Here is a 22,500-nt window from a genome sequence, read left to right as displayed (position 1 = left end):
CCTTAAAAAGAACTAAGAAATCTAAGAAAGTTTTATACATGGCAATGTCATTATTGAGGGATGTATAACGGCATATGACCAGTTAGAACGATCGTCACAACAAAGATAATGAAAATTCCCAAGGCCCATTTTGCCGCTTCTTTTTGCCATTGTCCCATGTCTAAACCTGTTAAACGAAGTAATAGATAGATGAAGGCAACCAATGGACTCAATAAGTGGAACGCTTGTCCCATCAATGATGCTAACGCCATTTGCATATCTGTAAATCCATACGCACGTCCAGCTTCTGCTAATACAGGCAGTACACCGAAGTAAAAACCATCATTTGAAATAAAGAAGGTACCTGGTGCTGAAATCAAGGCGATGACTAAGCCCCAGAAGCCAGCTAATTGATTTGGAATGATTTTTGTGAAACTTTGAGCTAATGCATCTGCCATACCAGTACCTTGGAACAAGCCCATAAAGACACCGGCTGCAAAGACTAAAATAACGACTTGAACGGCATCTCCGCCGTTAGCACCGATCCGCGATGATTGATCTTTTAAAACAGGGTAGTTGACCATCAAAGCAATGACCGTACCAGTTAAGAATAAGAATAACGGTGGTAAACCAAGTCCAACAAATGAATCTGTTACTAATAAAGCAATCAAGCCAATCGTCAAAATCGCATTGAATAGCCAAATTTTTGGACGACGAATCGCTAATGTTTCTTCATCTGTCACAGTGGTCATTTCATCGATTTCAGCATCTGTCAGCTGCTTGACACCCAAACGGGCACGTTCTTTTCGTCCCATTGAAGGAGCAACAATGAAGATGACATATAAAAGAGCAATGATCATACCAGGAATCAGATAAGCTAAAATTTCCGCTCCAACATTTAAAACACTCATTGCACGAGCAGTAGGTCCGCCCCATGGTAGTAAATTCATGATCGTATTTTGTAAGATAACCAAAACACCCAAATTCATCAATTTCATATCCAGCTTTTTATAGATAGGAATAAAAGCAGAACAGCAAATCAATGTAGTCGTTGTTCCGTCTCCGTTAAGAGAAACAGCAGCAGCAACAACCGCCGTTGCGATCAATACTTTCATTGGATCACCTTTGGCAATGTGGATCATTTTTTTAGTGATCGGATCGAACAAACCAGCATCCAACATGATTGAAAAATAAAGAATCGCGAACAAGAGCATAATACCTGTAGTAGAAGTTGTCTTGATTCCTTCCATTACAAAGTCTCCGATAGATCCTTTGTTTGAAACACCAGTGAAGATGGCGATCAGGGCAAAGATCAGTGGAATCAAAACTAGTGCTGTAAACGGTGACATTTTCTTTTTCATGATCACAAACATAAAGACGATGATCATAACGTAAGACAAAACAGTAAGTAACATTTTTTCTCTCTCCTTTGATAATAAAATTGTTGTCTGAAACAATCAGAGAATTAGAATAGCAATTGAAATAAGATAACAATATAACTGATTATGAAAACCCTTTCTTGTTTCGTTTAACAAGCTTAGTGTAAAGGAAGTCTGTTGAGATAAATAGTTGGCAAGGAGAAAAAGAACACCAAAAAAACAGGAATGATAACGGTTTCTTAAAGAGATGTTAATAAGATGTTAATAAAATATTAAATGCTTGGAAACGCTTATATATCAATGTTTCCTGTAAGTTTGCTCGGAAATGTCTACTAAGAAACAACAAAAGAACAATTTGAAAACACTGATATTGTTTTTTTGTCGGAAATTTTACCTATAATGAATTTATAAGCAGAAAGGATGTGAGTTCATGGGTCTGTTTGAACGGCTGTTTAATAAAGAAAAGACGGAAATAAAAACGGATGAAGTACGACTTTCTCCTATTATAGAAGAACAAAATGAATGGCAGGAAGTTGCTGGCTACATTCCAGTAGAAAGCGCAGAATATCAAATTGTTTCACTGATCGCCACAGCAATTGCTGCTGGAGATCAACCAGAGAGTGAGTTTATTGTTAAGCGAATTTCAAAAAGAAACCCAGAAGCACAACTGGTTTCTGTGATCGCTACCAGTATTGCATCGGCTGATCACGCAGAGAATCAGTTTGTCATTCGATCGATCAAGGAGAAAAGAACGAGTTAGTTTTTAGATCACTTGATAGCATCGGTCAGTTTGTCGGGAAAGAGAAACGAGTGAATGAAGCAAAAAGAAGTTGCGACATAGTTATCAATTTTTCAATCGAACCAAATCGAGCCCACTATACTTTTAATTTTAGGAGGAAAAAAATGTTACGTAAGTTTAAAATTTCAATTGATGGAAAAGAGTATTTAGTAGAAATGGAAGAAATTGGTGGAGTGCCGCAAGCACCAGTTGTTGCACCAACAGCTCCGGCTGCACCTGTAGCAGAAGCAACACCAACGCCTGCACCCGCACCTGTTGAGCAAACCGAACCAACAACAAGTACACCAGCTGGCAGTGATGCAATGCCGTCACCTATGCCTGGAACGATCTTGAAAATTTTAGTAAATGTCGGGGATACGGTACAGGAAAATCAACCGCTGATGATTCTTGAAGCAATGAAAATGGAAAACGAAATTGTTGCTGGAAAAGCTGGTACAGTTACAGGTATCCATGTTCAACAAGGCGAGATGGTCAACCCAGGAGAGCCGTTGATTACAATCAAATAAATAGAGAAAAAAGAGTTTAATTTTAAAAGAGGAAGTGACGTTTGTGGAAACATTAATTGAAGGTGTAGTAGGGATGGGACAGGAACCTGGTCGTATTGTCATGATGCTGATCGGAGGCATCTTGATGTACTTAGGGATCAAAAAAGAGTACGAACCTACCTTGCTAGTACCAATGGGATTAGGAACGATGTTAGTTAACTTTCCCAACACAGGGGTATTAAGTGCCGGCGGAGAAGCTGGTCCATTTCAAGTATTGTTTGATATGGGGATTTCAACGGAATTATTTCCATTGTTACTATTTATCGGAATAGGCGCTATGATCGATTTCGGGCCGTTATTACAAAATCCATTTTTATTATTGTTCGGTGCAGCCGCTCAATTTGGGATTTTCTTTACGATCATTGCTGCAGTACTATTAGGGTTTGATTTAAATGATGCCGCTTCTATTGGGATCATTGGAGCAGCAGATGGACCAACATCTATCTTTGTTGCAAATACATTGAATTCAAAATATATGGGCGCGATCATGGTAGCTGCTTATTCATATATGGCCTTGGTTCCAATCATTCAACCTGTAGCGATTAAAGCTGTTACAACGAAAAAAGAACGTAAGATTCGTATGACTTACCGCGCCGGTGAAGTTTCACAGACAGCGAAAATTTTATTCCCGATCGTGATTACGATCGTTGCTGGCTTGGTGGCACCCGTTTCTCTACCATTAGTTGGGTTCTTGATGTTCGGGAACTTACTACGTGAATGTGGCGTTTTAGATCGTTTATCTGTTACAGCGCAAAATGAGCTAGTAAACATCATCAGTATTGTATTGGGACTGGCGATTTCAGTGAAAATGCAGTACGAAGAATTCTTACAAGTTGATACCTTGATGGTTATTGGTCTTGGCTTAGTTGCCTTTGTGATGGATTCAGTTGGCGGTGTCTTATTTGCAAAATTATTGAATCTGTTCAGAAAAGAAAAAATCAATCCGATGATTGGTGCGGCTGGGATTTCAGCATTTCCAATGTCAAGTCGCGTGATTCAAAAAATGGCAACAGATGAAGATCCTCAGAACTTTATTTTAATGCATGCAGCCGGTGCGAATGTATCTGGGCAGATTGCGTCTGTTATCGCCGGCGGATTATTATTAGCCTTGCTTGCGTAGGATTTTATAGAAAAAAGGGAGAGGAGTTTGTTTATGTCAGCTGATTTACTAAAATCATTAGAGCTATTGATTTTTGGTTGGGGCGGCGTGTTTGTTGTCATTTTTGTGATCTATTTTGCGTCTTCGATGTTGAATAAATTATTTCCGCCAAAAAAGTAGGAAGTGATAAGCCATGAATATCAGAAGAATTTGGCTCGACCGAGATCCGTCAGGCAAACAGCAGTGGGCAGATTTTTTGGTAACTGCGGGTCTAATCCCTGATGAGCAGTTGGATTATACGATTGGGATCTACGATCAGGAAAAGCTGATCGGAACAGGATCGATCTTTAGGAATATTTTAAAATGTATAGCCATTGACGCTTCTTATCAAAATGAAAACCTGCTTTCTCAGATTGTTCAAGCGTTACGAGAACGACTGCGGGATATCGGCTATCAACATTATTTTTTGTATACAAAGCCAAAAACGAGTCGATTGTTTCATTCTTTAGGATTTACTGAAATCACGGCAACGACAGATTTAGTTTTTATGGAGCAGGGCTTTCCAGATTTTAATGACTATTTAACAGAGCTCAAAAAGCAGCAACGAAAGACAAAAAACAATGCAGCAATTGTCATGAATGCCAATCCGTTTACAAACGGTCATTTATATTTAGTGACAGAAGCTGCTAAAAGTGTTGAAACAGTTTATCTGTTTGTTTTGTCTGAGGAACGTTCGCTATTTGATACAAAAACACGTTTTGAACTGGTAAAAAAAGGAGTTAGTCACTTAGAAAATGTTGTTGTTTTACCGACGCGAGAGTACATGGTATCCAGTGCAACCTTTCCATCTTATTTTTTGAAGGATCAGGCAAAAGCTAGTATTGCACAAGTCCAGGCTGTTTTGGATGCCACGTTATTTAAAGAAAAAATTGCTTCTGCCCTGTCGATTTCTACTAGATTTGTGGGAGAGGAGCCCTTTTCTGAAGTAACAGAAATATATAATCAGGCGATGAAAAAGACCTTTGGATCTGCACTAAAACTAGTTATTTTACCAAGAAAAAAAAGTGGTGAAGAAGTGATCAGTGCCTCTAGAGTTCGTGCTTTAATGGATGAGAAAAATTATGCAGCGATCAAGGCTCTTGTTCCGCCTGCAACTTTTGAAGTAATAACCAAACAAAAAAATAAGTAATGAGGTGTACACTTTGGAAATCAAACAAAACGCATCTGCTGGAACAACTGAATCAAGCGATATCATGATTACAATTGGAAAAAATAGTGGACAAGGAATTCTAATTGAACTGGACAGCAGTGTTGAAAAACAATTTGGCCGTCAAATTCGTGAAAAAATACAGGAAACCTTGGATAAACTATCTGTTACTGACGCGAAGGTCCAGGCAGTTGATAAAGGTGCATTGGATTGTACGATTCAAGCTAGAACAGTAGCTGCAGTTTATCGAGCAGCTGCTGAAGAAAATGTAGACTGGCAGGTGTTAAATACATGGAACGCTTAAGAAGAACGATGATGTTTGTACCAGGAGCTAATGCCTCTATGCTTAGAGATGCTACTTTGTATGGAGCCGACTCATTGATGTTTGATTTGGAAGATGCTGTTTCGTTAAAGGAAAAAGACAGTGCACGTTTACTTGTCTACAATGCCTTGCGGACATTCGATTATTCAATGGTGGAGACCGTTGTGCGGATCAACGGCTTAGATACAGTTGGTCATCAGGATATCGAAGCAATGGTTTTAGCTGGCGTAGATGTCATTCGTTTACCTAAAACAGAAACGGCTCAAGATATCATCGATGTAGACTATGTTATCACCGAGATGGAAACGAAATATGGGATCAAAATCGGCACCACCAAAATGATGGCAGCGATCGAATCAGCGGAAGGTGTGCTGAATGCACGTGAAATCGCTAAAGCTAGCGACCGGCTGATCGGTATTGCATTAGGTGCAGAAGATTATGTGACGAATATGAAAACACATCGCTATCCTGATGGACAGGAACTATTTTTTGCTCGCAGCTTTATTCTGCATTCTGCCAGAGCGGCAGGAATTGCCGCAATCGATACGGTTTACTCAGATGTTGATAATACAGAAGGTTTCTTAACAGAAGTTGAACACATCAAACAACTAGGCTTTGATGGCAAATCAGTGATCAATCCACGCCAAATACCTTTAGTAAATAGTGTTTATGAACCAACTGCTAAAGAGATCCAACAAGCTAAAGAAGTGATCTGGGGCATCCGCGAAGCCGAAGCCAAAGGTTCTGGTGTTATTTCAGTCAACGGAAAAATGGTCGATAAACCGATCGTTGAACGAGCAGAACGTGTCATTGCTTTAGCGATCGCAGCAAAATTGATTTCTGAGGAGGAAGTCTAGAATGAAAAATAATGTAGGCAAAGAAATTCCAGATAATTATGCTGAAAATTATGGTGTGTTTTCCGGTGAGTTCACGAATATCCATGAATACAAAGAATCAAGCCGAACGATCCAGCCGGTTAGACCACGTGATACAAAATTACTTGGAAGCTTAAGAGAAGCGATTGAAAAAACAGGACTAAAAGACGGAATGACGATTTCATTTCATCACCATTTCCGTGAAGGTGATTTTGTCATGAATATGGTTTTAGAGGAAATCGCAGCAATGGGGATCAAGAACTTATCGATCGCACCAAGCTCGATCGCCAATGTTCATGAACCATTGATCGATCATATTAAAAATGGAGTCGTTACAAATATCACTTCCAGCGGTCTTCGTGATAAAGTTGGAGCAGCGATTTCAGAAGGTATTATGGAAAATCCAGTTGTTATTCGCTCTCATGGTGGTAGAGCCCGCGCAATTGCTGCAGGAGACATCCACATCGATGTTGCCTTTTTAGGTGCACCAAGCTCGGATGCGTATGGCAATGTCAATGGAACAAAAGGAAAGGCAACTTGTGGTTCTTTGGGTTACGCGATGATCGATGCGAAGTATGCTGATCAAGTAGTGATTATTACGGATAGCTTGATGCCATATCCGAATACACCGATCAGTATTCCGCAAACAGATGTCGATTTTGTTGTTGAAGTTGATGCGATCGGTGATCCAGCAGGGATCGCAAAAGGTGCTACTCGTTTTACTAAGAATCCTAAAGAACTTTTGATTGCAGAATATGCAGCGAAAGTAATCACTCATTCACCTTATTATAAAGCTGGTTTTTCATTCCAAACAGGAACAGGTGGAGCAGCATTAGCTGTATCTAGATTTTTAAAAGAAGCGATGATCAAAGATGGGATCACTGCAAGCTTTGCTTTAGGCGGTATCACGAATGCAATGGTCGAGTTGTTAGAAGACGGATTAGTAGAAAAAATCATTGATGTCCAAGATTTCGATCATCCATCAGCAGTATCATTGGGTGCTAATGACAATCATTATGAGATCGATGCAAATATGTACGCATCACCACTAAGTAAAGGATCTGTGATCAATCAACTCGATACAGCGATTCTTTCAGCGCTTGAAATCGATACGGATTTTAATGTCAATGTTATCACCGGCTCTGACGGTGTAATTCGCGGAGCATCTGGCGGACACTCAGATACAAGTGCTGCTTGTAAGATGAGCTTAGTTATTGCTCCTTTGATTCGCGGCAGAATACCGACGATCGTTGAGGAAGTCAACACGGTTGTTACACCAGGCAGCAGTATTGATGTTGTGGTAACAGAGATCGGTATTGCTATCAATCCAGAACGTGAGGATTTAGTGAAACATTTTGAAGGACTTGATGTGCCTAAATTTACAATAAAAGAACTGCAAGAAAAAGCATACAGTATCGTTGATCGTCCAGAAGCTATTCAATACGGAGAAAAAGTCGTTGCCTTGATCGAATACCGTGACGGTTCGATCATCGATGTGGTCAGAAATGTGTAGAACTTATTTTGAAGGTGAAGAAGTTGAACTGATCTATATGCTGGATGCAAGAGAAAAACGCGTATCGATTCAGCGTGAACTTTTAGGTAAGCATCCGCATGAAACATTGTTGAGTGCAACCATGAATATTCCTGGTCCTGTAAAAACGAATGAGCAACTCAAAGCCGCTTTTTTAACTGTCATTGAAGCAATCGATCGGCTGATTCCTCCTGAAAAAAGAGTTGCACGTAAATACCGTGACGTAAAAACAGGACCTGAATATTATTTGGTCATTAGAGAGACACCTGAAGGATTAAAAAAACAACTGATCGATTTAGAAGAGAACCATCCTTATGGTCGCTTGCTGGACTTAGATGTTCTCTATCAAAAAGAGCAACAACTACTTTCAATTAGTCGGACAGAGTTGGGTTATCCTGTGCGTCATTGTTTTATCTGTGAAGATGAAGCAAAGATTTGCGGGCGCCAACGACGTCATAGTATAGAAGAAATGCAGCAAGCAATTAGTCAACTCATTGAGAAAGGAAAGATGAAATGACAAAAGAAATACTTTTTACAGAAACCGTTCTGCGTGATGGGCAACAAAGCCAAATCGCTACACGGATGCCGACAAGTGATATGCTGCCAATTATCCAAACTTTGGATGAGGCTGGTTTTCATGCATTAGAGATGTGGGGCGGCGCGACTTTTGATGCGTGTATTCGCTTCTTGAACGAAGATCCGTGGGAACGATTACGAGCAATTAGAAAGGCCGTAAAACATACAAAATTACAAATGTTGTTAAGAGGACAAAATTTATTAGGGTATAAAAACTATGCAGATGATGTTGTTGAAGCCTTCGTACAAAAATCGATCGAAAACGGAATCGATATCATTCGCGTTTTTGATGCATTGAATGATACTAGAAATCTGCAAACATCGATTGAAGCGACAAAGAAATATGGTGGACACTGTCAGCCTGCAATTTCTTATACAACAAGTGAGTTTCATACAATCGACTATTTTGTGAATCTAACCACTGAACTTGAAAAAATGGGAGCAGATTCAATTTGTATTAAAGATATGGCAGGAATTCTGACACCAGATGATGCGTACCGTTTAGTAACAGAAATCAAAAGCAACATTCAAGTGCCTTTAGAAGTCCATACACATGCGACAAGCGGGATCGCTGAAATGACATACTTAAAAGCAGTTGAAGCGGGTGCAGATATTATCGATACAGCAATTTCCTCTTTCTCAGGAGGGACTAGCCAACCGGCAACAGAATCTATGGCTTTGGCTTTAGAAAATCTAGGCTATGATACACATTTAAATATGAATAAAGTTGCAGAAATCGCAGATTATTTTAATCCGATTCGCGATAGTTTTAGAGAAGAAGGCCTTTTGAATCCGAAGGTCAAAGATACAGAACCTAAAACATTACTTTATAAAGTACCTGGCGGCATGCTGTCTAATTTGTTGAGCCAATTAACAGAGCAAGGACTTGTTGATAAATATGAAGAAGTATTGAAAGAAGTACCGAAAGTCCGAGCTGACCTTGGATATCCGCCATTGGTAACGCCATTGTCACAAATGGTGGGAACGCAAGCGGTAATGAATGTTATTAGCGGTGAACGCTATAAAATAGTACCAAAAGAAATCAAAGATTATGTCAAAGGTTTATATGGGAAACCACCTGTAGCGATTTCTGAAGAAATGACTAAATTGATCATTGGAGACGAAGAAGTGATTACCGTTCGTCCTGCAGATTTACTAACACCTGAGATGTCGACGTATGAAGCAGAAATCAAGGAGTATGCGAAATCAACAGAAGATGTCTTGATGTATGCCTTATTCCCGCAGCAAGGAAAAGACTTTTTAGGTAGAAGAGAAGACCGTTTTTATGATATTCCGATTCAAGAAGTCACTGTGACATTGGATATTTAAAAATCTGGCAAGACTAAGAAGTGTTTGATTTGGATATATGGAGTTGATATTTGTCTTTAGAGGTTGAAACAGAAGTGTTGGACTCAAAAAATAAGCTGGAGTTGCTTCTGTATCCGCCATTTATTAAGTTTTAGAGTGCGAAACAAAACTGATCGTTAGTTTTGTCACGCACTCTTATTTTTACTACAAAAATAAAAAAAATTCATCTTACATGAAATTGATAAAAATACATAAGACTAACTGAAATACGTTCCAAATGATGTAAACTAAACCAAACAAATATCCGGGACACGAAAAATGTATATATGGTTAAAATAAAATGTGTAAATCATGTAAAATAGCTAATTTTAAAAGGTCGTATAAGTGACAAATGCCTTTTTTTAGCATTTTTATGCCTCTCTCTATCTTACGTAAATCTGACATAGTAAAGTTAATTAACCTAACTTTTCTCATTTGTTTAAGGGTTTACATTCAGTTATAATGCCGTTATAATAGCTAAAATTAGATAATGCATAAATACTTCTAATCAAAGATTAATGAAAGATGTCACAAATTTTTTCTTTGTTTTACAGTAGAAGTGCTGCACAACGTGCAAATTTAGGAGGGATGATTTTGATTTCTAACCAGCAATCGGCAGAAACATTTTTTTACTATGGTGATCAAAAATATCATTATTATGAGTTAGCTTCACTTGAGACACAACAAAATCCATTTGTTTCAAGCTTGCCATTTAGTATTCGGGTACTATTAGAATCTCTACTGCGGCAGAAAAATGGAACTGGCATCACACAGCAGCATATCGATCAACTGGCAAAATGGTCTGCGAAAGAAAAAAATATAGGAGAAGTCCCATTTAAACCTGCGCGTGTGATTCTTCAAGATTTTACTGGCGTTCCAGCTGTTGTCGATCTAGCGTCATTAAGAAAAACGATTGCGGATTTCGGTGGTGACCCGACTGCGATCAATCCAGAAGTACCTGTTGATCTAGTGATCGATCATTCTGTCCAAGTTGATGTGGCAGGCGTCAAACAAGCCTTACAGCTTAATATGAACATGGAATTTCAACGCAATCAGGAGCGGTATCGCTTTTTGAGCTGGGCACAAAAAGTTTTCGATAACTACCGTGTTGTACCGCCAGCAACAGGTATCGTTCATCAAGTAAATATCGAGTATCTTGCTTCTGTTGTGATTCAAAAGAAAATGGACGATCGATCCACTCTTTTATACCCAGATACATTGGTTGGAACAGACTCACATACGACGATGGTCAATGCTTTAGGTGTTTTAGGCTGGGGAGTTGGCGGTATCGAAGCTGAAGCAAGTATGTTAGGCGAACCTTCTTATTTTCCGATTCCAGAAGTTGTCGGTGTACGATTTGTCAATGAACTTTCCCGGGGAGCGACTGCGACAGATTTAGCTTTAAAGGTAACACAAGTGTTACGTGAGCAAAAAGTCGTTGGTAAATTTGTAGAATTCTTTGGCCCAGGATTGGTAAATTTGAGCTTAGCAGATCGGGCAACCGTTGCGAATATGGCACCGGAATATGGGGCTACTTGTGGCTTCTTCCCTGTAGATGATGAGACGATTCGTTATTTGCGTTTGACCGGAAGAGAAGAGCATGCAGTGAATGTCGCAGAATATTATTTAAAAGAAAATCAGCTATTTTACGAACCATTAAATGACCCAGAACCAAGCTACACTAATGTCATCGAAATTGATTTAAGTAAAATAGCAGCAAATTTAGCTGGTCCTAAAAGACCTCAAGATTTGATTCCCTTATCAGAAATGAAAAGTAGTTTTGAAGAAGCGATCAATGCACCAAATGGACTTCAGGGATTTGGTCTGTCTAAGGAACAGCAAGAACAATCTATTCCTTTAGATCTAGAAGGAGAACACCATGAATTAAAGCCAGGTGTATTAGCGATCGCAGCGATCACTTCTTGCACGAATACATCTAATCCTTTTGTGATGCTAAGTGCGGGTCTAGTCGCTAAAAAGGCTGTAGAACTGGGGTTAATAGTACCTAATTATGTGAAAACGTCATTGGCACCAGGTTCAAAAGTCGTGACGGCTTACCTTGAAAAAGCTGGGTTGCTCCCTTATTTGGAGACATTAGGGTTTCATCTTGTCGGTTATGGTTGTACTACCTGCATAGGAAATTCAGGGGCATTAAAACAAGAAGTAGAAGAAGTAATTAAAGAAAATGACTTGCTGGCTGCTGGGGTCTTAAGCGGAAATCGTAATTTCGAAGGGCGGATCCATCCTTTGGTCAAGGCGAACTACCTTGCCTCACCACCGCTTGTTGTTTTATATGCATTAGCAGGAACTGTGGCTATCGATGTGTTTAATGAACCAATAGGAATCGATAATAACGGCATACCAATCTATTTCAATGATTTATGGCCTTCTAGAGAAGAGGTTCAGCATTTGATCGATCAGTGTGTCACACCTGAATTATATAAACAGGAATATGCAGGTGTGTTCAATGACAATGAAGAGTGGAATAAAATTCAAACGACTGCAGAGCCCTTGTATGCTTGGGATCAAGCTTCAACATATATTGCAAATCCTCCTTATTTTGAAGGAATGTCTCAGGAAAGAACCGTACGAGAACCATTAAAAAATCTAGCAGTTTTAGCTAAATTTGGAGACTCGGTGACTACTGATCATCTTTCACCAGCCGGAAATATTCAAAAAAATAGCCCAGCAGGACAGTATTTGACTGAACAAGGGGTCGAAGTTCGGGCGTTTAATTCTTATGGCGCAAGAAGAGGCCATCATGAAGTAATGATGCGGGGAACACTAGCCAATATTCGAATTCGCAACCAGTTAGTACCAGAAATAGAAGGCGGTTATACCATATTCCATCCTACAAAAGAGACAATGCCGATTTATGATGCAGCAATGAAGTATCAGGAAGAAGGAACCAAGCTTGTGATCTTAGCTGGCGATGATTATGGAATGGGTTCTTCTAGAGACTGGGCAGCAAAAGGTGTGCAGTTATTGGGTGTAGAGGCTGTGATCGCCAAAAGTTATGAGCGAATCCATCGTTCGAATTTGGTGATGATGGGTGTATTGCCGTTACAATTTTTAAAAGGTCAAGATGCGAATAGTTTAGGTTTAACAGGAACTGAACAATTCGATATCGAGATCGATGAAACAAAAGGGATTTTAGATACAGTGAAGGTCATAGCGAGAAAAAGTTCGGGTGAAACGATTGAATTCGACACACTGTTGCGCTTTGATTCCGCAGTTGATATTACGTACTATCAGCATGGCGGTATATTACCGATGGTCATTCGTAAAAAGCTGGAACAAATGGCTGAAAAATCTAGCTAGCCTCTCGGAAAAAAGATAAATGTTGAGTGAGACAAAGAGTGTCTCAATCAACATTTCCTATTTTTCTGTCAGAGCTGAACGAGCCTGTTCCGCTTTTGCTGAGAAACACAGTGAATAAAATGAACTGATGTAGAACAGTACAAGACTTTCGAAGAAAGTGTTGATCATTTGTATTATCCAGCTACACAAATCAATCCTTAGGAAAATAGACAAATTGTCAGTGAGGCAAAAAGCGCCTCAAAGTCAATTTCCTAATTTTCTACAGGATTAAGCGATTTATTCGGCTTTTACTGTTATCCAGCTACACAAATCAATCCTTAGGAAAATAGACAAATTGTCAGTGAGGCAAAAAGCGCCTCAAAGTCAATTTCCTAATTTTCTACAGGATTAGACGATTTGTTCCGCTTTTATTTTAAGGAGGGATTTGGATGGAGATCCATAGAGGTTTAGATGGTGTCGTGGTTTCTGAAACAAAGATCAGTTCGATCGTCGAAAATCAGTTGTTATTTGCTGGTTTTAATATCGATGATTTAGTTGCTGAAAATGTTCAGTTTGAAGAAGTGATTTATCTTTTATGGTATCTTAAAGTGCCAAATGCTCAAGAACTGTTTAAGTTTAAACAGGATTTAGCTGCTGCCATGCCGATCTCAGACACAATAGTAACCTGTTTGAAAATCCAGACACGGCAAAATCTTCATCCGATGAGTGTTCTTAGGTCGACCATTTCACTTTTAGGAGTATTTGATCCAAATGCAGAAGAGACAGATGAATCTTCATCCTACCAACAAAGTATCGCTTTGCAGGCTAAAATGCCAACGATTATTGCGGCTTATGCACGATTAAGAAAAGGTCTGGATCCAATCACTCCTAGAAGTGATTTATCGATCGCGGCAAATTTTCTTTATATGCTCACTGGCAAGGAAGCGAAAGCTATACAGGTAGCAGCAATGAATCAAGCGTTGGTTTTGCATGCCGATCATGATTTAAATGCCAGTACCTTTACTGCGCGAGTCTGTGCATCGACATTGTCAGATGTTTACTCTTGTATTACCGCTGCGATCGGTTCTTTAAAAGGACCGCTTCATGGCGGAGCGAATGAGCGAGTGTTTGATATGTTGATGGAAATTGATTCTGGTGATTTAAGTGTTAAAGAGTATTTGAATCAAAAATTAGATCGTAAAGAGAAAGTGATGGGCTTTGGACACCGAGTGTACAAAACGGAAGACCCAAGAAAAAAACATTTGAAAAAACTGGCAAAAGAACTAACAGCATTGACTCAAAAAGAACAGTGGTATTTTTTATCCTGTCAGGTTGAGTGTTATTTAAAAGAAACAAAGGGATTGATTCCTAATGTTGATTTTTACTCAGCGACCGTTTATCACTGTTTAGACATTGAAAGTGACCTGTTCACATTGATTTTTGCGATGAGTCGAGTTTCCGGCTGGTTGGGTCATATTTACGAACAGAAGCAAGAAGATTGTTTGATTCGCCCGCGATCACATTATGTTGGGCCAAAGAATCTGACTTATCAGGCACTTAACGAAGAATTACGTTCAGGAGGAGTAGAAGCATGACTAAAGGGGAAAAACTTGTTTTCAGTAACGGCCAACTTGTTGTTTCAGATTATCCGATCATTCCATTTATAGAAGGGGATGGCATTGGACCGGAAATTTGGCAAGCGGCTAAAACTGTCTTTGATGCTGCTGTAGAAAAGGCTTATCAGGGGAAAAGGAAAGTTGTTTGGCAAGAGGTATTAGCTGGAGAAAAGGCGTTCAATCAGACGGGAGATTGGCTGCCGGAAGAAACGTTAGAGACGATCAAAAAACATTTAGTTGCAATCAAAGGTCCACTTACGACACCGATCGGCGGTGGTTTTCGTTCTTTGAATGTCACATTAAGACAAGAATTGGATCTGTATATTTGTTACAGACCTGTCCGTTATTTTACTGGTGTGCCTTCTCCGCTAAAGCATCCGGAACATACAGATATGATGATTTTTAGAGAAAATACAGAAGATATTTATGCGGGGATTGAATTTCCTGCTGAAAGTTCAGATGCGGAAAAATTGATTAGCTATTTAAGAACAGAATTTGGGGTTGAAAAGATCCGCTTTCCTAAAACATCAGCGATTGGAATCAAACCTGTTTCAAAAGAAGGAACAGAACGTTTGGTTCGGGGCGCCATTGAGCACGCGTTGAAACATCAGCGTAAATCAGTAACACTTGTGCACAAAGGCAACATCATGAAATTTACTGAAGGTGGATTTAAAAAATGGGGTTATACATTAGCTGAAAGAGAGTTCGGTGATCAAGTTTTTACTTGGGAAACTTATGAGAAAGTTAAAAAAGAACTGGGAAAGACAGAAGCTGAACATCAATTGTTAGAAGCCGAAAAGGCAGGAAAATTGATCATTAAAGATCGGATCGCAGATATTTTCTTACAAGATATTTTATTGCATCCAGATAAATATGATGTAATTGCAACCTTGAATTTAAATGGAGATTACATCTCAGATGCTCTGGCTGCTCAGGTTGGCGGAATCGGAATTGCACCTGGCGCAAACTTAAACTTGCAGACGGGTCATGGCATTTTCGAAGCAACCCATGGAACAGCACCTGAATTTGCTGGTTTGAATCAGTTAAATCCATCCTCATTATTATTATCCGGTGCACTGATGTTTGAGTATCTTGGCTGGGATGCGGTCAGTCGATTGATCACCGAGAGCATTGAACAGGCACTTGTGAACAAAACTGTAACAAAAGATTTCGCTGATCAAATGGATCAAGCAACGTTGTTGAGTTGTTCCGGTTTTGGTGAAGAGTTAGTTCGTTTCATTCAGACAACATAAAAAAAGCTGACGAGTAATCGTCAGCTTTTGAGTTTACTAAGGTTAATTATGCTTTGTTAACGTTAGTAGCTTGAGGTCCACGTTGGCCTTCTTCTACGTCGAAAGTCACTGCTTGACCTTCTTCTAAAGTTTTGAATCCGTCGCCTTGGATAGCTGAGAAATGTACGAATACATCGTTACCGTTTTCTGCAGTGATAAATCCAAAACCTTTGTCTGAGTTAAACCATTTTACTGTACCTGTTTCCATAATAAAAAATCCTCCTATGTGTGTATACACGTATTTTGCAATTACTTGAAAGGTGAAAATGTGGAAGATGTTTATTTGAAACAGCTACACATATATTACCGACCAAAAACTACACTCTTATAATAGCATATTTCCTTGTTCTTGACTAGTGATATCTCTTTGAAATTGTAAAAATTTGTTAAGAAATAAAGATTAATTGTCAAAAAAAACTTAGTTCTGTTATAGTATAGAGGTATTAAGCGTTAAATATGAAAGTAATGATAGAGTTATATCGTTGAAATCTATTCCGAAGGCGCAGTCTTGGAACTGCATAGATTTGAAAGTAGGAAGGGTTCAAATTGTATAGATGAGAATAAGGTTATCCTTACTAATAGATAGTTTCACTTGGTTTATAGCTAACAAAATATTTAAACATCTTAATTAAAGAGCCGCTCAACGCGTTAGTTGAGCGGCTCTTGTCCATTTTAGCTACTAATAACGTAAAATCGCAACTAAGGATTTTTCATCAGGTGAGGCTTTTTGATCTAGAATGAATACTTTACCACCTGTTTTTAAAATTTTATTTGTCACTTTATTCAAGACTTTTCTACGGTCAAATTCTTCGTTAGACATTTCGGTCGTTTTATCAACGAGATTTGCTGTTGAGATAAAGAAATGTGAGATTTTTCCCTCTTCTGCAGCAGGAGCGATGTCTGCAAGTTGATCTACGTATTTTTTATCTAATAGGAGATTATAGGTTGTTGTCTCATTTTTTTCTAAGTCTTGATTGATTTTTTCCGCCGCTTTCTCAATTTCAGTGATTGAAGCTTGAGCTGGAGAAGAGGTAACAGCCGTATCTGTTTTTAAATAAGCGTTTTTGGCAATTTTTTTGAATAGGGTTTGATTTTCAGGCAACGCATACAGACGGATCGGCAACTGGTCAGGGTTGACAAATGTATCTTTTAGGTAATTATCGATTGCTTGATAATAGTTTGTCCAGTCGATCTGCACCTCTTGATCTTTTGTATTGACACCGTGATAGGCTACTCCTTCTTTAGAAGAACCATTATAACCTGAGCCGCCTTTAGTGGAGTAATTTAAATTTCCGCCGGTCAATTCATCACCTAGGGTTCCAACTAAATCTGTCGGAGCATCCTCAGGTAATTCAACTTTTGTCACATGACTATTTTCAACTAGGTATAGCTGCATCGAATCACGATTTAGCGCCAGTAGATAATAACGATAGTTGAATTGGTTGTTTTTGATGATCCCTAAAAGATAAGGTCGATCGTCAACATAATATTGGTCGTTAACAGGAACATCTAAACGATGGATAAACACATCATTTTCAGTGAAAATGATCGACACACTTTTCGTTGCATTGCGCCAAAATGAGGAATCTGCAAGTAACGCATCGATCTTATCTTGGAACGGTGCCCATGAGCGTGTCGTGTATTTTTTTTCAAAGCGGACTTTTGCAGCTTTTCCAAAGTTTTTGAAAGCTAGAGAATCTTTTTCAACATCTTGATGTGCAACGTGTGTGTTTAAAATAAACGTTACAAAGGGACCGTGAACATCATCAGAGAATAAAACAGAAAGTGTGTCTTTTTCTTGATTTACCATAATACATTCCTCCTAAAATTTAAAAGCTGAATGAGCTAGTTCAGTTTAAGCTGGCTTAAAAGTAAAATAAAAAGCGGATCTCCGCATACTCATTTACGTTTTCAGCAAAACTGGTTCATGGAGCTAGTGACATTGAAACGGTTGATTACTTCTATTAAAAGTGTAGCACAGCCTTATCAATGTTGGAACTAATATGGTTTATAAACGCAAGTAGAATAAGTTGGTAAAAATTGCGTTATATGAGTATTTACTAATGGTTTTTTTATGAAATACAAAATAGCTGTTCATAATTATTTTAGATGAGGATGTTAATATACTTTCATGCCAATTATCCCGAATTGGTTTTTCATACTTACTCCTACCAAGAGTAAATAACAACCTTCATTTCCACCACAGACGACGGTCGTGGTGGTTTTTTTTATTGTTTTGAATGAAATAAATTGGCTTACTCCTAGATAATGGATAAGCGCGGATGTAGTTGAATCAAAAGAGAGCGGGCAAAACTAAAAATCAGTTTTGTTTCGCTCTCTAAATCTGAATAAACGGCGAAAAAAAAAGCAGCTACTACGCTACGCTTCGAATACATCAAATTCTAAGTGCTAAAGTACTAAGAGTTGAAGTCTTCGGAAATAAGCCGAAATTCACAAAAAATTGAAAAGCAATTTTTGTGAATTCCTTCTTAATTATCGGAGCTAAGCACTTTTGTCTCAGCCTCTTTTAGTTATAAAGCCTCAATAAACCGATTTGTTTTGAAAAGCCTTGTTTCCAGATTGGTGCCAAGTTCGATCGCTGCCCGTTGCCCTTTTCCACTAAATTTATAACGGATTGCATCAGCATTCATTTTTGCTGCAACAAAGGAAACACCAAAGTTCGCTTGCATGGTTTGAATCAAGCGGACGTATAAGGCACTTTCAGAAATCCCAAAATGTTGCGACAACTGGGCTAAATTCCAGCCGTCCTTTAAAAAGCGGAATAAGACGACATCAGGAACGAGGATAGCTGATGCACCGATGTTTGCCTGAAATTCATGAAGCTCTTCATTATAAGAATAATGTAAGCTACGTTCAGTATCTGTGAAAATTGTTTTGCCGTCACCCATATGAAATAAATAATGAGTGATTTCATGGCTGATCGTAAATTTTTTTCTCTTCTCACTCATATGTTGATTATACCCAATGGTTGTTTCTAAAGCATCTTGGACGATCATACCAGAAATGCGGTCTTTTGCTACACCGTCGAAAGGGAATCCTCGCATATAGACTCCTTTTGATTTAACATAATCCCACAGATAGGAACAGTTATAATGTTCATAGCCGATATTATTAGCAACCATCACAGCAGAAATATAATCGTTGATTTGATCTGAAAAACTAAGGTATTCATCAATTTGCTCTGTCATCCAATCACGCCTTGTCGTCTTGTTTTAGTTCGCGTTCACGCTCGATTTCAGACCTCCTGAATCGAAGAAAACGGTCCACTTCATCTTTCAATTCATCTACCTCAGCTTCTGACAGCCCTTCAGTATTCATTCGAAACATGATCTGCGAAGAAAGAGCATCTTCAGGAAGTTGTTCTTCAAGTGCTGGAGTATTTGATCTCCCTAGTAGATAATCTGTAGAAACATCAAAATAATCAGCGACCTTTTGAATGTTTTCTATTTTAGGAGAAGAAGTGTCCCAACGGCGGATTTGTCCATTAGAAATTCCTGTATTCCGTTCAATTTCAGCAAAAGTAACTTTCTTTTGATCAGCCAGCTCTTTGATTCTGTAAGTTAAACTCATGTTTTTCAACCTTTCATAAGCCTAAATGAAAAATAAATTAGCTTTTAAGCTATTTTTAATTGACAATTAGCTTTTAAGCTATTATACTGTTCTTATAAGCTAATTTATAAGTAAGCAGTTACTCAAGCGATTCCTTTACCTGACCGCAAAAATAAAAAGTGGTGTAAGTAGAAATAAGCTTGTTTAACTATACCTATATAATAGCGTAAATGCTATTTAAAGTCAATTTTTTTACTTAATATTAGCAAATTCACTAAATTGATGAAGATAAAAATGATTTTCTAGGAGGTGTACGAGATGAATAAGCGAAGAGTAAAAAGTAAATTACTTGTTTACTTTTTACATTTAGCAGAATTAGGTGATCTGCAAGCAGAAGCACAAGCAAAAGAATTGGCAAAAGAAATTTTCTATGAGGAACAGCAAATAAAACAGACAAAAGAAGTTTTACCAGATCAGCTAACGTTAGAAGAAGACTAATTATAAAGGAGAGGATAAATGATGATATTATTTCCCGAAATCGATCGAAAGAAAACGAAAAAAAAGGTTCATGAGCTGTTGAGTACCTACCGCTCATTATTGAGAATTGCCGGAGAGAAGAATGTTCCTAAAATCACTGCTTCTTATGTATTTGAAGTGAACCAAAATACGAATAATCCAATACAACGAGCTGAAACGATCATTGACCGAAAAAGACTGGCTGCTAATGAGTTGACAAAAATTACGAATGCAATGAATCAATTAGATCGATATGATCGGCAATTGCTCTATGACAAATATATGGATCGTCAGTTTACCACAAATATTGCATTATATATGACTTACCATATGAGCGAAAGTAAGTTTTACCGTGAGCTGGATAAGGCAATGATCCGTTTTGCAGAGTCTTATGAAAGTGGGCAGCTATTGATAGAAAAATGACATGATTCTGGGAGAAAAACGGCAGCCGGATCGAATGAAAAACAGGTAAACTAACAGTACCCATTAGCAAATGAAGAGAAAGAGACTAAAATAAGGCATTCATTAGACTATTGGAGAATCTTATAAATAAAGAAAAGGTGGTAATTATGAAAATGTTTGAGTATTTAGATCGTTTTCTAGTAGATGCTGATCACAAAGCAATTTATGTGTTGGCTTTGATTTGTGTTGCAATGATCATAGATTTTTTAAGCGGTAGTTTAGCAGCTAAAATCAATCCAGATATTCATTTTTTAAGTAAAGTGGGGATCAATGGGATTTTAAGAAAGATTGCGAGCATGGTATTGCTCATGTTTTTTGTACCATTGGCTCCGCTGATCCCTGGCGGAACAGGAGTTGGTTTGATTTATGTATTATATATCGGCTATCTATTGATGGAATTGAAGTCTATTTTAGAAAACTATAAAAAAATGGGCATCGGCACAGAGTTATTTGAAGACTTTCTTAAAAATTTCAAAGATGACAAAGACGAAAAGTAATCATGGGCGAACTGAAAAAAAGGAAACTGAAGCAGAAGTCCTGCAGTCAGTTTCCTTTTTTTAGTTTTAATGAACGATAGAACGTCAATCCCAGTGCTGATAAGCAGAGGATAAATGAACCTAGAAAAGTTATTCGCATACCGAAAATAAAAATATCAGGCCGCTCATTGATGTAAGTTGTGACACGAGCGCCATACGCAACACTCATCGAATGATACAAAATAGTTGTTGCTAAAGCGATTCCCAGAACCATCCCTAAATTTCGAGCAAATGAATTCATGCTCCCAGCGACACCAAGATCCTCTTTAGCAACACTGCTCATGACAGTCGTATTATTTGGTGATTGAAAAAGCGCATTGCCAAGTCCCATGATGCCGGTCGCTAGAATATAGTACCAGATCGGTGTTCCTTGATTTAGGAACATATACATCAAAGAAGTAATGGATAGTAAGACCAATCCAGCAAAAGTTAACAACTTTGTTCCGATTTTATCTGTCAAATAGCCGCTGATCGGAGAACCGACGACCATCAGTAAAGGAAAGACCATCATCAAAAGTCCTGCTTTACTGGCAGGCAATCCTCGTGCATTTTGTAAGTAAAAAGGAATGACGACATTTACAAAAAAGTTTGAAGAAAAAATTAAAACAGCTGTGATCAAACTCATGGTAAAAACTTTATTTTGAAAAATCTTAAATGAAATAAGTGGTTGTGCGATTTTCTGTTCTATACGTAAAAAAGCTATTAAAGTAACTAGTGCTAAAATAAATAAGCTGAGCGGCAATAAAGCAGTGAACCCAAGTTCCTGCCCAATAAAAATAGCACCAAAAAAAGTCATGATAAATGCCGCAAATAAACCAAATCCGACCATATCAACCTTTTTCCCGCTTTTTGTGATATCCTTTGGCAAGAATTTTTCACAAATCAAAATCGTGATGATCCCAACTGGAACATTGATCCAAAAAATATACGGCCAAGAAAATTGCGACAAGATCAATCCGCCGATTCCAGGACCTGCAATTGAGCCTAATGAAACAAATGCACCGATCGATCCCAATGCTCGTCCACGTTCTTTTAACGGAAAAACTTCTGTGATGATTCCGGAATTTGTTGCCATCGTCATACTCGAGCCAATCCCTTGAACCATTCGCGCAAATAAAAGAAACCCTAGTGAATGGTTGAATCCGCACAACAATGAGCCAATCGTAAAAATGATTGTCCCAATTCGGTAAACTTTGATTTTTCCAAAGCTATCCCCAATTTTCCCAAACAGTAGTAGACAGGCACAAACGATGATCAAATAAATTGAAACGATCCATTCGGATTGATTCATCGGCACACCCATATCTTTTGAAATCGTTGGTAAAGCAATGTTGACGATACTGGCATCCAAAGTCGACATAAATGTAAACATGGCGACAGAAACCAAAATCCACCATCGATTTTTTTGAACGATCGGATTTTCTTGAAAACTATTTACTGATTCCATTTCTTCATCTCCTTAAAAATAATCCGATTCTATAGTACTCCTTTTTTCTAATAAATGTCAGTAAAAATGAAAAAAAATAAGTAATGTAAACTAATAAGAAGC

At 38.3% G+C, this 22,500-nt stretch carries 22 protein-coding genes; 16 read left to right on the top strand and 6 right to left on the bottom strand.

From position 1 onward, the window contains the following. Positions 1 to 50: 50 nt before the first annotated feature. Positions 51 to 1,394 carry a CitMHS family transporter gene (locus CC204_RS05955; RefSeq protein WP_088269316.1) on the bottom strand — a complete coding sequence of 448 codons (1,344 nt, stop codon included), beginning with the start codon at positions 1,392 to 1,394 and terminating at the stop codon, positions 51 to 53. A gap of 394 nt (positions 1,395 to 1,788) precedes the next feature. On the opposite strand from CC204_RS05955, the gene CC204_RS05950 reads away from it, so the two are divergent. The 13 genes from CC204_RS05950 (at position 1,789) to icd (ending at position 15,828) form a co-directional block, all read left to right on the top strand. Continuing rightward, a complete protein-coding gene (locus tag CC204_RS05950) occupies positions 1,789 to 2,118 on the top strand; it encodes an RNA-binding protein (RefSeq protein ID WP_088269315.1) in 330 nt (109 codons plus the stop codon). A 143-nt stretch (positions 2,119 to 2,261) separates the two neighbouring features. After that, positions 2,262 to 2,663, top strand: coding sequence for an acetyl-CoA carboxylase biotin carboxyl carrier protein subunit (locus CC204_RS05945; protein ID WP_088269313.1), 402 nt, complete (start codon positions 2,262 to 2,264; stop codon positions 2,661 to 2,663). Positions 2,664 to 2,706: 43 nt separating this feature from the next. Then, the gene (locus CC204_RS05940; RefSeq protein ID WP_087641346.1) at positions 2,707 to 3,822 is read left to right on the top strand and encodes a sodium ion-translocating decarboxylase subunit beta; all 1,116 of its coding nucleotides are present in this window, start codon (positions 2,707 to 2,709) and stop codon (positions 3,820 to 3,822) included. A 33-nt stretch (positions 3,823 to 3,855) separates the two neighbouring features. Continuing rightward, a complete protein-coding gene (locus CC204_RS21680; protein ID WP_087641347.1) occupies positions 3,856 to 3,981 on the top strand; it encodes an OadG-related small transporter subunit in 126 nt (41 codons plus the stop codon). Between the two features lie 13 nt (positions 3,982 to 3,994). Beyond that, positions 3,995 to 4,990, top strand: coding sequence for a [citrate (pro-3S)-lyase] ligase (gene citC, locus CC204_RS05930; protein ID WP_088269311.1), 996 nt, complete (start codon positions 3,995 to 3,997; stop codon positions 4,988 to 4,990). A 13-nt stretch (positions 4,991 to 5,003) separates the two neighbouring features. After that, positions 5,004 to 5,312: a citrate lyase acyl carrier protein gene (citD, locus tag CC204_RS05925; RefSeq protein ID WP_088269310.1), complete on the top strand. Its 309-nt coding sequence runs from the start codon at positions 5,004 to 5,006 to the stop codon at positions 5,310 to 5,312. Then, a complete protein-coding gene (gene citE / locus CC204_RS05920; protein ID WP_088269308.1) occupies positions 5,300 to 6,187 on the top strand; it encodes a citrate (pro-3S)-lyase subunit beta in 888 nt (295 codons plus the stop codon). The genes citD and citE overlap by 13 nt, the downstream gene beginning before the upstream one ends. A gap of 1 nt (position 6,188) precedes the next feature. Continuing rightward, positions 6,189 to 7,718, top strand: a complete 1,530-nt coding sequence (gene citF / locus CC204_RS05915; protein WP_088269306.1) for a citrate lyase subunit alpha — start codon at positions 6,189 to 6,191, stop codon at positions 7,716 to 7,718. Further along, complete coding sequence (gene citX, locus CC204_RS05910; RefSeq protein ID WP_227011237.1) at positions 7,711 to 8,253, top strand: citrate lyase holo-[acyl-carrier protein] synthase; 543 nt, start codon at positions 7,711 to 7,713, stop codon at positions 8,251 to 8,253. Before citF ends, citX begins: the two co-directional genes overlap by 8 nt. Continuing rightward, positions 8,250 to 9,641: an oxaloacetate decarboxylase subunit alpha gene (locus CC204_RS05905; protein WP_088269302.1), complete on the top strand. Its 1,392-nt coding sequence runs from the start codon at positions 8,250 to 8,252 to the stop codon at positions 9,639 to 9,641. The genes citX and CC204_RS05905 overlap by 4 nt, the downstream gene beginning before the upstream one ends. A gap of 612 nt (positions 9,642 to 10,253) precedes the next feature. After that, positions 10,254 to 12,980 carry an aconitate hydratase AcnA gene (acnA, locus tag CC204_RS05900; protein ID WP_088271671.1) on the top strand — a complete coding sequence of 909 codons (2,727 nt, stop codon included), beginning with the start codon at positions 10,254 to 10,256 and terminating at the stop codon, positions 12,978 to 12,980. 428 nt (positions 12,981 to 13,408) lie between these two features. Then, positions 13,409 to 14,554, top strand: a complete 1,146-nt coding sequence (locus CC204_RS05895; protein WP_088269301.1) for a citrate synthase — start codon at positions 13,409 to 13,411, stop codon at positions 14,552 to 14,554. Further along, a complete protein-coding gene (gene icd, locus CC204_RS05890; RefSeq protein WP_088269299.1) occupies positions 14,551 to 15,828 on the top strand; it encodes an NADP-dependent isocitrate dehydrogenase in 1,278 nt (425 codons plus the stop codon). The genes CC204_RS05895 and icd overlap by 4 nt, the downstream gene beginning before the upstream one ends. A 46-nt stretch (positions 15,829 to 15,874) precedes the next feature. Here icd and CC204_RS05885 read toward each other — a convergent pair whose 3' ends face one another. From CC204_RS05885 to CC204_RS05870, 4 genes are all read right to left on the bottom strand, one after another. Next, positions 15,875 to 16,075 (bottom strand): cold-shock protein, encoded by a 201-nt coding sequence (locus tag CC204_RS05885; protein WP_010760878.1) that lies wholly within the window; start codon positions 16,073 to 16,075, stop codon positions 15,875 to 15,877. 471 nt (positions 16,076 to 16,546) lie between these two features. Further along, positions 16,547 to 17,677, bottom strand: coding sequence for a baeRF6 domain-containing protein (locus CC204_RS05880; protein ID WP_088269297.1), 1,131 nt, complete (start codon positions 17,675 to 17,677; stop codon positions 16,547 to 16,549). A 721-nt stretch (positions 17,678 to 18,398) separates the two neighbouring features. Beyond that, complete coding sequence (locus tag CC204_RS05875) at positions 18,399 to 19,076, bottom strand: ImmA/IrrE family metallo-endopeptidase (protein WP_088269295.1); 678 nt, start codon at positions 19,074 to 19,076, stop codon at positions 18,399 to 18,401. Positions 19,077 to 19,080: 4 nt separating this feature from the next. Then, the gene (locus CC204_RS05870) at positions 19,081 to 19,458 is read right to left on the bottom strand and encodes a helix-turn-helix domain-containing protein (protein ID WP_088269294.1); all 378 of its coding nucleotides are present in this window, start codon (positions 19,456 to 19,458) and stop codon (positions 19,081 to 19,083) included. Between the two features lie 297 nt (positions 19,459 to 19,755). Here CC204_RS05870 and CC204_RS05865 point away from each other — a divergent pair, with 297 nt between their 5' ends. The 3 genes from CC204_RS05865 to CC204_RS05855 all read left to right on the top strand — a co-directional run bounded on the left by CC204_RS05865 (position 19,756) and on the right by CC204_RS05855 (position 20,912). Then, positions 19,756 to 19,935, top strand: a complete 180-nt coding sequence (locus CC204_RS05865; protein WP_088269293.1) for a hypothetical protein — start codon at positions 19,756 to 19,758, stop codon at positions 19,933 to 19,935. An 18-nt stretch (positions 19,936 to 19,953) separates the two neighbouring features. Further along, positions 19,954 to 20,376 (top strand): ArpU family phage packaging/lysis transcriptional regulator, encoded by a 423-nt coding sequence (locus CC204_RS05860; protein WP_088269291.1) that lies wholly within the window; start codon positions 19,954 to 19,956, stop codon positions 20,374 to 20,376. Positions 20,377 to 20,528: 152 nt separating this feature from the next. Beyond that, positions 20,529 to 20,912, top strand: coding sequence for a phage holin family protein (locus CC204_RS05855; RefSeq protein ID WP_088271670.1), 384 nt, complete (start codon positions 20,529 to 20,531; stop codon positions 20,910 to 20,912). Positions 20,913 to 20,958: 46 nt separating this feature from the next. Here CC204_RS05855 and CC204_RS05850 read toward each other — a convergent pair whose 3' ends face one another. After that, positions 20,959 to 22,398, bottom strand: coding sequence for an MFS transporter (locus tag CC204_RS05850; RefSeq protein ID WP_088269289.1), 1,440 nt, complete (start codon positions 22,396 to 22,398; stop codon positions 20,959 to 20,961). Between the last annotated feature and the right edge of the window lie 102 nt (positions 22,399 to 22,500).

This window comes from Enterococcus wangshanyuanii, assembly GCF_002197645.1.
Taxonomy (GTDB): Bacteria; Bacillota; Bacilli; order Lactobacillales; family Enterococcaceae; genus Enterococcus_L; species Enterococcus_L wangshanyuanii.
The sequence above is the reverse complement of the archived record's forward strand: the minus strand, read 5'-3'. Positions and strand labels throughout refer to the sequence as shown.

Excerpts from the sequence above, each read along its gene's own strand:
- CC204_RS05955 (WP_088269316.1), bottom strand. The coding sequence starts at position 1,394 with ATGTTACTTACTGTTTTGTCTTACGTTATGATCATCGTCTTTATGTTT.
- CC204_RS05950 (WP_088269315.1), top strand. The coding sequence starts at position 1,789 with ATGGGTCTGTTTGAACGGCTGTTTAATAAAGAAAAGACGGAAATAAAA.
- CC204_RS05945 (WP_088269313.1), top strand. The coding sequence starts at position 2,262 with ATGTTACGTAAGTTTAAAATTTCAATTGATGGAAAAGAGTATTTAGTA.
- CC204_RS21680 (WP_087641347.1), top strand. The coding sequence starts at position 3,856 with ATGTCAGCTGATTTACTAAAATCATTAGAGCTATTGATTTTTGGTTGG.
- citC (WP_088269311.1), top strand. The coding sequence starts at position 3,995 with ATGAATATCAGAAGAATTTGGCTCGACCGAGATCCGTCAGGCAAACAG.
- citE (WP_088269308.1), top strand. The coding sequence starts at position 5,300 with ATGGAACGCTTAAGAAGAACGATGATGTTTGTACCAGGAGCTAATGCC.
- citF (WP_088269306.1), top strand. The coding sequence starts at position 6,189 with ATGAAAAATAATGTAGGCAAAGAAATTCCAGATAATTATGCTGAAAAT.
- citX (WP_227011237.1), top strand. The coding sequence starts at position 7,711 with ATGTGTAGAACTTATTTTGAAGGTGAAGAAGTTGAACTGATCTATATG.
- CC204_RS05905 (WP_088269302.1), top strand. The coding sequence starts at position 8,250 with ATGACAAAAGAAATACTTTTTACAGAAACCGTTCTGCGTGATGGGCAA.
- CC204_RS05895 (WP_088269301.1), top strand. The coding sequence starts at position 13,409 with ATGGAGATCCATAGAGGTTTAGATGGTGTCGTGGTTTCTGAAACAAAG.
- icd (WP_088269299.1), top strand. The coding sequence starts at position 14,551 with ATGACTAAAGGGGAAAAACTTGTTTTCAGTAACGGCCAACTTGTTGTT.
- CC204_RS05885 (WP_010760878.1), bottom strand. The coding sequence starts at position 16,075 with ATGGAAACAGGTACAGTAAAATGGTTTAACTCAGACAAAGGTTTTGGA.
- CC204_RS05880 (WP_088269297.1), bottom strand. The coding sequence starts at position 17,677 with ATGGTAAATCAAGAAAAAGACACACTTTCTGTTTTATTCTCTGATGAT.
- CC204_RS05875 (WP_088269295.1), bottom strand. The coding sequence starts at position 19,076 with ATGACAGAGCAAATTGATGAATACCTTAGTTTTTCAGATCAAATCAAC.
- CC204_RS05870 (WP_088269294.1), bottom strand. The coding sequence starts at position 19,458 with ATGAGTTTAACTTACAGAATCAAAGAGCTGGCTGATCAAAAGAAAGTT.
- CC204_RS05865 (WP_088269293.1), top strand. The coding sequence starts at position 19,756 with ATGAATAAGCGAAGAGTAAAAAGTAAATTACTTGTTTACTTTTTACAT.
- CC204_RS05860 (WP_088269291.1), top strand. The coding sequence starts at position 19,954 with ATGATGATATTATTTCCCGAAATCGATCGAAAGAAAACGAAAAAAAAG.
- CC204_RS05855 (WP_088271670.1), top strand. The coding sequence starts at position 20,529 with ATGTTTGAGTATTTAGATCGTTTTCTAGTAGATGCTGATCACAAAGCA.
- CC204_RS05850 (WP_088269289.1), bottom strand. The coding sequence starts at position 22,398 with ATGGAATCAGTAAATAGTTTTCAAGAAAATCCGATCGTTCAAAAAAAT.